General features: G+C 66.2%; 11 protein-coding genes. 1 reads left to right on the top strand and 10 read right to left on the bottom strand.

Features of this window, described 5'->3' with window-relative positions; genetic code table 11:
• Positions 1–15: 15 nt before the first annotated feature.
• On the top strand, positions 16–1,101 hold the full coding sequence (locus tag ABIR17_RS10295) for a hypothetical protein (protein WP_348004282.1): 1,086 nt from the start codon (positions 16–18) through the stop codon (positions 1,099–1,101).
• A 1-nt stretch (position 1,102) separates the two neighbouring features.
• Here the strand turns inward: ABIR17_RS10295 and ABIR17_RS10300 are convergent, their stop codons facing one another.
• The 10 genes from ABIR17_RS10300 to ABIR17_RS10345 all read right to left on the bottom strand — a co-directional run bounded on the left by ABIR17_RS10300 (position 1,103) and on the right by ABIR17_RS10345 (position 12,124).
• Positions 1,103–1,993, bottom strand: a complete 891-nt coding sequence (locus ABIR17_RS10300; protein WP_348004283.1) for a M48 family metallopeptidase — start codon at positions 1,991–1,993, stop codon at positions 1,103–1,105.
• A gap of 107 nt (positions 1,994–2,100) precedes the next feature.
• On the bottom strand, positions 2,101–2,670 hold the full coding sequence (locus ABIR17_RS10305) for a LemA family protein (RefSeq protein ID WP_348004284.1): 570 nt from the start codon (positions 2,668–2,670) through the stop codon (positions 2,101–2,103).
• Between the two features lie 21 nt (positions 2,671–2,691).
• Positions 2,692–4,122 (bottom strand): family 1 glycosylhydrolase, encoded by a 1,431-nt coding sequence (locus ABIR17_RS10310; RefSeq protein WP_348004285.1) that lies wholly within the window; start codon positions 4,120–4,122, stop codon positions 2,692–2,694.
• An 82-nt stretch (positions 4,123–4,204) separates the two neighbouring features.
• The gene (locus tag ABIR17_RS10315; RefSeq protein ID WP_348004286.1) at positions 4,205–4,801 is read right to left on the bottom strand and encodes a hypothetical protein; all 597 of its coding nucleotides are present in this window, start codon (positions 4,799–4,801) and stop codon (positions 4,205–4,207) included.
• A 244-nt stretch (positions 4,802–5,045) separates the two neighbouring features.
• Positions 5,046–5,528, bottom strand: a complete 483-nt coding sequence (locus ABIR17_RS10320) for a hypothetical protein (protein WP_348004287.1) — start codon at positions 5,526–5,528, stop codon at positions 5,046–5,048.
• Between the two features lie 793 nt (positions 5,529–6,321).
• Positions 6,322–7,725, bottom strand: coding sequence for a family 1 glycosylhydrolase (locus tag ABIR17_RS10325; protein WP_348004288.1), 1,404 nt, complete (start codon positions 7,723–7,725; stop codon positions 6,322–6,324).
• 7 nt (positions 7,726–7,732) lie between these two features.
• Positions 7,733–9,034, bottom strand: coding sequence for a D-arabinono-1,4-lactone oxidase (locus ABIR17_RS10330; RefSeq protein WP_348004289.1), 1,302 nt, complete (start codon positions 9,032–9,034; stop codon positions 7,733–7,735).
• Entirely contained in the window at positions 9,031–10,251 is a 1,221-nt protein-coding gene (locus ABIR17_RS10335) for an amino acid deaminase/aldolase (protein WP_348004290.1), read from the bottom strand. Before ABIR17_RS10335 ends, ABIR17_RS10330 begins: the two co-directional genes overlap by 4 nt.
• Complete coding sequence (locus ABIR17_RS10340; RefSeq protein WP_348004291.1) at positions 10,248–11,516, bottom strand: MFS transporter; 1,269 nt, start codon at positions 11,514–11,516, stop codon at positions 10,248–10,250. The genes ABIR17_RS10335 and ABIR17_RS10340 overlap by 4 nt, the downstream gene beginning before the upstream one ends.
• On the bottom strand, positions 11,513–12,124 hold the full coding sequence (locus ABIR17_RS10345; protein ID WP_348004292.1) for a TetR family transcriptional regulator C-terminal domain-containing protein: 612 nt from the start codon (positions 12,122–12,124) through the stop codon (positions 11,513–11,515). The genes ABIR17_RS10340 and ABIR17_RS10345 overlap by 4 nt, the downstream gene beginning before the upstream one ends.
• Positions 12,125–12,329 lie beyond the last annotated feature (205 nt).

Consider the following 12,329-nt stretch of genomic DNA (forward strand, 5'->3'; position numbering starts at 1 on the left):
CGTCACAGTATGAGCATGACTCGCACCTCCCGCGCCGTTGTCGCGATCGCCGCACTCGCCCTGCTGCCGCTCCTCGCGGCGTGTGGTGACCCGAATCTGCCCGCACCTACGCCATCGACATCGACTACCGCCGACGGGACGCCCCCGGCTTCGCCCGACGCAACTGTCGACGACACCCGGGCCCGTGCAACGGATGCGACGTGTGCAGAACTGGCGCCCGCCGGCACTTTCGACGGGCTGTTCTCGATCCCGATCGTGCCGGTCGGTCCCGAGCGAACGAGTGCTTTTGTCTCGACGATCATCGACGAGACCTGGCTGGTCGAGCAGGCGGGCGGCGTGGCGTGCGACTGGCAGGGTGCCGGCAGCACGGTCGGTTCGGAAGGTCTCTTCGACTACCGCGGCGTGCGCATTCTCCTCGTGCCGATTAGTGACGGCGCCTGGAGCGACTTCTCGGCGACCCAAACCGATCCGGGGGAAGACATCCTGAACTGTGGCGACGGAATCTGCCGACGCGACGTGCACGTGAACGGCTGGTGGCTATCGCTCTGGGGGTTCGAGTTCGAGAGCGAGGCTCGCCAGACGGTGGCTGTCGCTGCGTACACCACGATCGTCGCCCGCGTCGCGGCTCTGCCGTCGCCCCGCTCCGTCGCCCACACCTCGACCCTCAGCAGTGACTGCAACCTCATCGTGCCGAGGGACCGCATTGCGGCCGCGTTCGGTGTTTCGGCATCGTCAGTCCTGGTCGAGGCATCCCACTTCCCCTACCTGCACGACCTCGTGCTCGGAGAGCTCGGGGGCGCCGACTGCAACATCCGGATCGACGGCGTCGACGTCGCCGAGGTGCAGACGGTGCCGGGGGGCGCCGACGTCCGAGCCGAAGCGGTCGCGGCCTACAACGCGATCGCTGGAGACCAGGAAGAACTGCTCGCCGTGCCCGGACTCGCCGAGCCGGGCAGCTTCCGGCCGCAGGTCGAATCCAGCGGGTTCGACATTGCCCCTGACGGCGACTGGATCAAGATCATCCCGTGGGGCGGCTACGGTACCCGCACCCTGCAGGAGACGGCGGTCGCCATCGCGACGATCGTGGTGGCCGCTCGCTGACCTAGAACTTGGTGGCGTTGTTTCGCAGACGCGCGATCCGGTCGGCGATCGGGGGGTGGGTCGAGAACAGTTTCGACATGAAACCCGGACGGTTCGGGTCGGCGATCCAGAGGTGCGACATCGAGGTGTTGGTGCGCGCGACCGGGCGACCGTAGGTCTGCAACTTCTCGAGCGCCGACGCCAGCGCTTCAGGGTTGCGCGTCGTCAGCGAGCTGGTGGCATCCGCCAGGTATTCGCGCTGACGCGACACCGCCGCCTGCACGACCGCCGCGACGATGGGGGCGAGGATCGCAGCGACCAGGCCGATCGCGATGACCACGAGGAACGCCGGCCCACCGAGGTTGCTGTTGCGGCTGCGGCCACCCCAGAACAGCATGCGGAAGATGATGTCGGCGATCAGACCGATGGCAATGACCAGGCCGAAGACGATGAGCGAGACCCGGATGTCGTAGTTCTTGACGTGGCCCATCTCGTGAGCCATGACACCTTCAAGTTCGGAGTCGGTCATGATCTCGAGGATGCCGGTGGTCGCCGCAACGACCGCGTGCTCGGGGTCACGCCCGGTCGCGAACGCGTTCGGTGCCGGATCGTTGATCACGTACACCTTCGGCATCGGAAGCCCCTCGGTGATCGCCAGGTTTTCGACGATCCGGTAGAGGCGCGGCTGATCGGCTTTCGTGACTTCCCGTGCCCCAGACAGGGCGAGGGTCTCACGAGTGGCCAAGAAGTACTGGATGACGGCGTAGCCAATCGCCACCACGACCGTCCAGATCGACACCGACCAGTCGCCCACGATGAAGGAGGCGACGACGGACAGAGCGCCGATGATGAGAATGAACAACAGAATGATGAACACGGTGTTGCGCTTGTTCTTCGCGATCGCGGAGTACATATCGATCCTTGGGTGGCGAGGCTTTGCGAGCCGGGTCTAACTACGAGGCTCCGCCGGTCATTCAACCGGCGGAGCCTCGGTGCCTGCTGTGAGAAGCCAGGCGATGCTTAGAACTGCACCTTCGGCGGCTCGGCGATCGCGGAAGGCTCGTCGACCTGGAAGAACTCGCGCTCCTTGAAGCCGAGGCCGCGCACGAACAGCGTGTTCGGAAAGGTCTTGATCTTGGTGTTGAGTTCGCGCACGCCACCGTTGTAGAACCGACGCGAGGCCTGGATCTTGTCTTCGGTGTCGACCAGCTCTGCCTGCAACTGCAGGAAGTTCTGGTTGGCCTGCAGTTGGGGGTACGCCTCGGCGACCGCGAAGATGCTCTTCAGGGCCGACTGCATCATGTTCTCGGCCTTGCCTGCTTCGGCCGGCGTGCTGGCGTTGACTGTCGCGGCACGCGCGGCGGTCACGTTCTCGAAGACCTCTTTTTCATGGGCTGCGTAGCCCTTGACGGCCTCGATGAGGTTCGGGATGAGGTCGGCACGACGCTTGAGCTGGACGGTGATGTCGCTCCAGGCCTCATCGACGCGGACGTTGAGTTTGACGAGGCCGTTGTACGTCGACAACAAGTAGCCACCAACGATGACGACAAGGACGACGAGGACGATGACCACGATCAGAATGGGCTCCATGCGGCCCATCATACGGGCGGATCAGTGAGTGCGGGCTGCCAAAAGTCGCTGATACCAGGCGAAGGATGCCTTCGTGGTGCGCTCTTGAGTGTCGGGGTCAACGGCCACCAACCCGAACTTCTGGGTGTAGCCGGCCGCCCACTCAAAGTTGTCGAGCAGCGACCAGACGAAGTACCCCTCGACCTTGACGCCGGGAACTTCGGTGAGGGCAGCAGACAGATGCGTTGCGAGGTAGTCGATGCGATCAGCGTCGTTGATCGCGCCGACCCGGTTTGGCATATCGGGATAGCTAGCGCCGCCCTCGGTGAAGATGACGGGCGGCAACTTCGAGCCGTAGCGATCGGCGAAGTGGCCCAGCAGCACCGGGACGAGATCGGGTGAGTCGGGCCAGTCGAATCCGGTGACCCCATACTCCGGCCAGGGCTCAAGCCGCATCGGCAGGTCGAGCATCGCCTTGGTCTGACTGTCGGGTGTGCCGATCTTGAGCCGCGGTGGCCCGGCGGCGACCCGGCTGGGGAAGTAGTACTGCACCCCGTAGAAGTCCAGAGGTTGCGCGATGATCTTGGCGTCACCCCACCGCGGCGTGCCGGAGAGCCGCACCCCGAGGCCCACCAGACCGGGTGCACGCTTGCCGCGCAGCACGGGGTCAGCGAACACCCGATTGCTGAGGATGTCGAAGTTGCGCGCCGCGAACCGGTCGCTCCAGCGCGAGCTCGCCGCGAATACGGGAGTGTGCGCGTTGGAGATGCCGATGCGACCCTTCACCGGTACCTCGCGCAAGGCCTTCACCGCGAGACCGTGACCGAGCAGCAGGTGGTGCGAGGCTCGCGCCCCGGCGACCCAGAGTGCCCTGCCCGGCGCGTGCACGCCCAACGTGTAGCCCTCAAGCGCGAGGGTGGCGGGTTCGTTGATCGTCACCCAGTCGGCGACCCGATCGCCGAACGCTTCGCCCACGATGCGCACGTAGTCCGCGAAGCGATACGCGGTGTCGCGTTTGGTCCAGCCGCCCGCCTGCTCGAGTGCCCACGGGGTGTCCCAGTGGAACAGAGTCGCCATCGGGCGGATGCCGGCCTCGAGCAGTTCGTCAAGCAGGCGGTCGTAGAACGCGAGGCCTTCCGGGTTGACCGCACCCTTGCCGAGAGGCTGCACCCGCGGCCACGAGATCGAGAAGCGGTAGGCATCCACCCCGAGCTCTTTCATGAGCGCGACGTCTTCCGGCATCCGGTGGTAGTGGTCGGCGGCGGTCAACGCGTTCGAATGATCGAGGATCGTGTCGGGCCGGGCCGCGAAGATGTCCCACCCCGCGGCGCCGCGCGAGGCCGAGCCGCCTTCGATTTGGTACGACGACGTGCTGACGCCGAGCAGGAACCCGGGTGGCAGTTTCGCGGCGAGCCGCTTGAGCGCGGCACCCTCGGGGGGTGGCCCGTCGGGTCGTGGGCCCGCGGGTGTCATACCCCTATTTTCGTTGACCCGTCAGCGTCGCGCCGCGCGGCGCGCCCGTTGCAAATCGCCGCTCTCGGCATCGGGCTTCAGGTCAATCCGCGGAGTTGAGCCCATATCGGACACGGAACCGATCAGCGAAAGAACGAAACTCGGTCGCGGCGGGGTCATCGCGCGTTCCAAGACCTTCTTGGGAAGAGTCGACAACTTGCATCGCGCGCGCAACGTCTCCTAAGAGCAACAACGAAACAGGCCGTCTGTAGATGAGTTGATGTTGCGCACCCATCCCTGCATTGAGGAGTCGATCTATCTCTCGAAGCGAGGACCCCGACTCCATGAACGGCACACCAAATTTCTCGATCGCAGCAACCACCTCGTCCGACTTCGTATCTATGTCGTTGGGACCGATCGCCCAGGCTTTGTAGCGCATATCGGGCATCAATTGACCCAGCGGACTGCTCACGGTCGGCGGTAGGTACGGGTGGAACTTTTCGCCGCGCAGCTCTGCAACGATTCGCTCAATTCCTTGGTGTCGAACGCCGACGACGGGAAATACTTCGACGCTGCCGGCGACGAGGTGCCGTCGAGCAGTGTTGACGCCAAGCCAACCGATAACGTCGTTGGAAACGGTGTACGTGAATATGGCACCCGCTCGCTTCTCAAAGCCGCGAGCACGCAGACGGGCGGTCAAGGAGGGAAGCCAGGCTAACCTCAGGGGCTCAGTGGCCATGGCTGCCAAGTGGTGCAGCGCTGACTCCGAGTAAAAACACGGGAGGCAGCTTTGCGGCCAGCCACTTAGGCTCGGCACCCTCGGGGGGCTTCTCGTCGTGAGGCTTGTCCGAGGACGCGCTTCCCTCGGATGTCATGTCCACAGCTTGGTGGAGCCATCCGTCGCGTCGACGGAGCGGCACGCCAAACGACCCCGGGCAAGTAGCTCAAGAATGCGTGCTGGCGAGAAGCGTGAACTCCGATGTCCATTGGGGAAGCGATTCCCTGACCTCGTTGGGCCTTGACTCCGCCATGTCGAGGATCGGCCCTAGGCCTTCCGGAGTGTCGCCGACGTAGAAGCTGGCGGACTCGCCTGTCACGGTGAATTGGCCATCGGGAAACATGCCAGCGGTGAAGGAAATGCCCGCGGGAACCTGAGCTACGTGCCAGCCAAGGATCGTCCACCATGTCATCGAGCCGCGCGATGGTGCATTCCAGATGAACTCCGTCGCGTCCTGAACGACCAGCACCGCCGTGCTTCCCTTGTCGATCTGTAGAGCTCCGTGACAGTCGAGGAGAAGCCACACCTCGGACGTCAGGAGATCGTGCCGCACGTCGATGAGGCCTACCTCCGCAAGAGCACCGTCCTCGCGGAGAGGATCGGCTGACGGCAACTCGTCAGCGCGAAGCTCGGGGACGGCGCGCAGCATCTCATGCAACTTCATGAGAGAAGAGTCCTGACCCCACCGAGAGATCCCATTGACAGCTCATCAAGACATCTTGGCTGAGAGCTCGCAGAGAAGGGAGTCGTACGCCCGAGCGCGGTCGAGGATCAGCCCTGCGCTGCAGCGGATGCGCGCCGCTTGCAGGTCGCGCATCCATCCGAAAGACCCCTCTGGCATGCCCACGTCGTACCGAGACCTTCAGTGACCCTCCGAATCTTCGGCCCCAAGGAAACTGGCTAACTGTGAGTCGCCGTCCCAAGATGAGGGTGGCGACTGGGGCGGCACGCCTCGCCACCGATAGTTGTCGTCAACCCACATCGCCCGCCATTCCTCGTCTGTGTATCCGAGGTCCTCGTCGGACACCCCAAACTGGAATCCACATGAAGGGCAAATCTCATAGGAGCCCCCGCCCGCGTCAGAGCGAGGCTGCCTTGACAAGGCCGGGTAGCCGCAGATCGGGCAAATGAAACTTTCGCTCATGGGATCAGCGCTCCAGGTTGTCGAGACCAGTATGTCGGGCTCGTTGGCTTAAAGAACGTCAAAGTAGCTCCGTTGGGGGCGTAGGCCGCGAATGTGTTAGTCGCGGGTCGAAGATGGGGATGGTCCCATCAGAGTCAATCTTCGTAGGAGCCGTCGGGCTCCAAACGTCTGAAAGAACTCGGAGGCCATGCGTGCGTAGTCATCTGCTGATTTGGCACCGACGTCAACACCATGACGTACAAAGTGATTGGCGAGCGTGGGCAGGCGCCCGCCCAGAAATTGTCGAGAAAGTGACCCGTCAGCGTCGCGCCGCGCGACGCGCCCGCTGCAGATCGCGCACCCAGCCGAACGACTTCTTGGGGGTGCGGGCCTGGGTGTCGAGGTCGACGTGCACGAGACCAAAGCGCTGCGTGAACCCGGCTGCCCACTCCCAGTTGTCGAGGAAGGTCCAGATGAAGTAACCGTCGACTTCGGGACGCGCGGCGGCGACCGCGAGGTGCTGGGCGAGGTAGTCGATGCGATCGGAGTCATCCACCGTGCCGTCGGCGCCCACGACATCCGGGAAGCTGGCGCCACCCTCGGTGATGAGGATGCGCGGCAGCTTGTCGCCGTAGCGGTTCACCATCATGTCGATCGTGTCGCCGAGAGCGTGCGGGGCGATCGGCCAGTCGAAACCGGTCGTCGGATACTCGGGGAATTTGGCGAGCGTGAACGGAACGTCCTTCATCGCCTCGGTCTCGCCATCCGGTGTGCTGCCCGACGGATCGGCCCCCGCCGCGACGCGGGAGGGGAAGTAGTAGTTGAGTCCGTAGAAATCGAGGGGGCGCGAGATCACCGCTGCGTCTCGCCCGAGTCGCGAGAGGAACTTCAGTCCGAGGCGCTCGATGCCCTTCGAACCTCTGGGGAGTTCGGCCGCTTTGCCGAACAGCACCGAGTCGGCGAACAGGCGGTTGTGAATGAAGTCGAACAGGTCGGCCGCGTCCGCGTCGTCCTTCGAATCGGTCGCCGGCGTGACCGGGGTGTGCACGTTCGTGATGCCGATGCGCCCCTTCACGGGCACGGCGCGGAGGGCGTCGACGGCGAGGCCGTGGCCACGCAACATATTGCGGATCGCACCGATCGCGCCGAACAGCTTCGCCCGCCCGGGAGCGTGCACCCCGAGCGCGTAGCCGTCGAGGATGACGGTCGCCGGTTCGTTGAGGGTGATCCAGTCCGCGACCCGGTCACCGAAGGCCTCCCCGGCCGCGGCGGCGAACTCGGCGAACCGGTCGGCGGTGTCGCGACGCAACCAGCCGCCGCGCTCCTCGATCGGCGCCGGAGTGTCCCAGTGGAAGAGAGTCACCACCGGGCGGATGCCGGCCTCCAGCAGTCCGTCGATCACTCGGTCGTAGTACGTGACACCCTTCGGGTTCACCGGACCCCGGCCGTCGGGCAGCAACCGTGTCCAGGAGAGCGAAAACCGCGAGGCGTTGACCCCGAGGTCTTTCATCAGCGCGAGATCGTCGGCCGTGTGGTGGTACGCGTCGACCGCGACGGTGGGGGATGTCGCATCCCGAATGTTGCCGGGAACCGCCGCGAACGCGTCCCAGGTCGACGGGGTGCGGCCATCCTCTGCGGCGGCTCCCTCGATCTGCGCGGCCGAGGTCGCGACCCCGAGCACGAAGTCGGGACGGAGCTGGGCGGCTAGGTCGACGGCGTCCATACGTCGATCATGCTCCCAGGACGCGCTCGAGGTACGGGTTCGTGAAGCGTCGATCGGGGTCGAGTTCGTCGCGCACCCGCAGGAAGTCGTCGAAGTGCGGATACGCGGGCCGAAGATCTTCGGCGGTGCGGAAGTGCATCTTGCCCCAGTGCGGCCGGCCCTCGAAGGTGCGCATCAGGGTGTCGAACTCCCGAAAGTACGGTGTCTCGTCGTCGCGGAAATACCGATGTACGGCGATGTAGGCACTCTGCCGCTCGGAGGCTGTCGACATCCAATTCTCATCGGGGGCGGCAGAGCGAATCTCGACCGGAAACGAGATCGGCCGGCCGAACTGTTCGATCATCCGACGCACGGCGTGCAACGCTTCGGGCAGAGCATCGAACGGGATGGCGTACTCACTTTCGCGGAACCGTACGTTGCGCGGGCTCGCGAACACGTCGTAGGAGGCACCGGTCCACTCGCGGTCGCCGTATACCCGGGTCGCGAGTCGACTGAGCGGCGGGGTGAGCGCTGGGATCGCTTTGCCGAGCCCGACGACCGCACGCAGGGCGTGGTTCGACAACAACTGCTGCTCGACCCAGGTCTCGACCCTGCCGGGCACCTGGTGCGGAGTGTCGGCCGGCAGGCGGGTGTTCGACTTCGTCATCACGACCTCGGTGTGCGGCCACCAGTAGAACTCGAAATGGTCGGACCCGGTCGAAAACTCATCCCAGCGATCGACGGCCTCATCGAACGGCATCGGATGTTCCGACGCGCGTAGGAGGAAAGCATCCACACACTGCACCTCGAGCTCGACGAGGATGCCGAGGGCGCCCAGACCGAGCCTCACCGCCGGCAGCAGTTCGGGGCGATGCGACTCATCAACGCGCAGCAGTTCACCCGACCCGGTCACCAGGGTCGCAGCGGTGAGTTGGGCGGCGAGGCCGGCGAATCCGTATCCGGTGCCGTGGGTTCCGGTTGAGGTGGCTCCGGCGAGCGACTGCCGGTCGATGTCGCCCATGTTCTGAAGGGCCAGGCCGTGCTGCGCCAGTAGAGGGCCGAGATTCCAGAGTCGGGTTCCTGCGGCGACCCGCACCCGCTTCGTTGCCGCGTCGACGCCGAGCAGCCCCTGCAGCCCGTCGAGTTGGATCAGCACACCGTCCGTCGCCGCGATATCGGTGAAGCTGTGGCCCGCCCCGACAGCCTTGACGGTGAGACCCTGCTCGGCCGCCGCGCGCACGACGGCGACCACCTCGTCGACACTCGTCGGTCGAGCGACGCGCACCGGAGAGCTGGATGCCGACCGGCCCCAGTTGCGCCAGACCGTCACAGAAATGCCTTGCCCTCGCCACGATAGGTCGGGATGTCGCCGACGTGTTTGCCGCCCTCGACCAGCGTGAAGGAATTGAGGTGCTCGCTCACCTCGCCGGCCTTGGTGTGCCGCAGCCAGACGCGATCGCCGATCTTGAGGTCGCGGGCAGCGGCACCTTGCAAGGGGGTTTGCACTTCGCCCGCGCCTTCGCGCGCGATCATCTTCAAGCCCTGCGGCCAGACCACCTTCGGCACGCGGTCGGGTCCGGGCGGGCCGGAGGCGATCCAGCCGCCGCCGAGCAGCGTCGCGATGTCATCCGTCGGGCGACGCACGACATCCAGGGCGAAGGATGCCGCCGGAGCCGGCGTGAACTGCCAGTAGTGGTCGAAGAGATGCGGACCGAAGAGGCCCGAACCGGCGGCGACCTCGGTGACGGAGTCATCCACCCGGGTGCTCTCGATCGAGCCCGTGCCGCCGCCGTTGACGAACTCGAGTTCGGCGATACCTCGCACCCGCGCGACGGCCTCTGAGCGACGGTTGCGCAGTTCGCGGATCGACGCCCGCTGCATCGCGCGGATCGCGGTCTTGCGTGGACCCGCGTTGGTGACGCCGGCGATCTGAGCTTCGTAGGCCATCATGCCGACCAGGCGAAAACCGGGACGCGCAACGATCGCCTGCGCGAGCGCCCCCGCGTCGGCCGGACTGAAGATGGGTGACCGACGCACTCCGACGTGGCCGAGCGCACGCGAGCGGTAGGAGGCATCGAGTTCGAGGGCGACGCGGATGACGGCGCGCTTTCCCGGAGCTGCCACGGCATCCACAAGATCCAACTGGGCGACGTCGTCGATCATGATCGTCACACGGGAGGCGAATTTCTCGTTGGCGGCGAGGCGGGCGAGTGACCCGCGGTCGGCCGTCGGGTAGCCGACGACGATGTCCTCGAAGTCCTCGGCCAGCCAGAGCGCCTCGGCGAGGGTGTACGCGAGGATGCCGCGGTAGCCCGGAAGTTTGAGCACCGCATCCAGCACCCCGCGCACCCGCACCGACTTGCTGGCGACGCGGATCGGCATGCCGGCCGCCCTGTCGAGCAGATCGAAAGCGTTCGCTGCCAGCGCGTCGACGGCGAGCACGCCGACCGGGGCGTCGAGCGCCCGGGTTGCCGCGGTCAGCGACGGCCACCACGTTTCAGGATGCGCCCAGGGGGTGCCGGAAGGGCGGGTGAGGGCGAGAGTCATTTCACGCCCTTCACCGGGAGTACCGTGAGCGCCCCGATCACCGTGACGATCGCGGAGACGACGAAGAGTCCGGGGAAGCCCGCGACGGCTGCGACGATCCAGGCACCGAGCAACGGGGCAACGGCCTGCGGCACGGTGGTCGCGATGTTCATCACGCCGAGGTCTTTGCCGCGGCTCGCCGCGTGCGGTAGCACCTGCGTGGCGAGGGCCTGGTCGACCGAGAGGAACGCGCCGTACCCGATGCCGAGCAACGCTCCGCCGAGCACGGCGATCGAGAAGTCGGGCACGAGCCCGAGAAGCAGGGCTGCGACGGCCTGGAACCCGGCCGAGATCATCACGAACGGCTTACGGCGGCCGATCCGATCCGACCAGCGGCCGAGCACGAGCGATGACGCCACGATGAAGACGACGTACACGAGGCTCAAGATGAGCAGGTCGCCCTCGGGATCCTTGCGGTTCAGCCCGAACGCCAGAAAGTAGAACAGCAGCGTCGTGCCCAGCGCGTTGCCGATGTTCACCAGGATGCGGCTGAGCAATGTCCAGCCAAAGTCGGGGTACTTGCGGGGGCTGATCCAGAATCCCGCCGCCAGGGCGCGCCACGTGAACGGCGGGCGGTCTTCGGGGGCGAGCGCGGCGTCTTGGGCGAGCACCAGGAACGGGATGACGAGCGCGATCAGGATGACGGCCATCACCACGTACCCGAGCAGTTGCCCGAGCATCAGCGACTCGACGAGCACCAGTCCCAGCACAAGGCCGACCGCCTGTGGGGCGGAGATCCAGCCCGAGATCAGACCGCGCTGGTTCACCGGCACGCGGTCGGAGATCGTCGCGGTGAGGGCGGCTGTGAGCAGGCAGAACCCGATAATCGCGAGCGACCAGAACACCCCGACGCCCACCATCGTGGTCTGGACCCCGAGCGCGACGAGCGCGCCCGCGAACACCACAGCACCTCCGAGGATCCACGGCTTGCGACGGCCGAATCGGCTCGTCGTCCGGTCGGAGAGCGCGCCCGCGAGCGGATACGCGATCAGGGCGCACGCGCCCGCGATGCCCGAGATGAGTCCGAAGTTCAGCACGCTCGCGGTCCAGTCGTCGCCGGGCGGGCGGATGCGGTCAACCTGCGCAGGCAGAAGCAATTGCACCGGGGTGAGCTGCGCCATCCAGATGCCGAGCCAAGCAATCGCGAAGCCCGCGATCCAGCGGCCGGCAACCCGGCGGTCGGGTTCGTCGAACGGCTTGACTGCTGCAGGGGTGGTGGCGGTCACGAGGGCTCCTTTAAGGGTGTGGCGTGGGATGCGAGAGTGTCGGCGGCGAGGTCGAGTAGACGTTCGGCGGCGTCGTCGTTGCGGGTGGCGAGCCAGCCGAGGGTTGCGCCGTCGCTGAGTGCGGTCGCCAGGACGGCGAGGTCGCCAAGTGGAACATCCCAGCGCACCCGGTACCGGTCGGCGCCAACCTGCAACAACGTGGTGGCGAGTTCGCGGTAGGCCGCGTACTGGGCGGCCGGCAGATCGGCGAGGCCCGGCGAGCGCAGGGCGTGCTGGGTGAGTTCGAACATCGCCTGCTCACGGCCGGGGTCAGCCCGAACGAGGTCGAGGTACGACCCGAGTACCGACCGGATCGCACCGCGGATGTCGTCGGCTTCGATCGCCAGGGAGCCGAACGTGGCCGCGCCCTCCCCTGCGACAACGAGTTCGACGACATCCCGCAGCAGGTCTTCACGCGACGGGACGGCGTAGTGGAAGGAGGCGAGCGGCATCCCGGCCTCCGCGACGATCGCGCGCGTGGTCGCGGCCTGGATGCCGTCGCGGGCGACGACGGTGAGCGCGGCGCGGGCGAGGGCTTCGCGACGGTCGGTCGCCGACATCCTCGCCATGCGCTCTCCGCCCTGTGCCGCTCGGCGATCCGGTCGCCGAAGTGGGTCAAGCGTCCCAGACGGGTGTCCCACAGGTCAAGGGCGGTTTCAAGCGGTGGAAGCAACAGGGGCTCTCCCTGTGTTCGAGAGTAGCTCGCTGAGCAGGCCGGCTGGCGTTCTGCGTCCGAGTGTTTTGCGGGGTCGCTCGTTGAGTTCGGTGGCGACG

It is taken from the genome of Pseudolysinimonas sp. (assembly GCF_039912695.1).
In the GTDB taxonomy this organism is placed as follows: domain Bacteria; phylum Actinomycetota; class Actinomycetes; order Actinomycetales; family Microbacteriaceae; genus Pseudolysinimonas_A.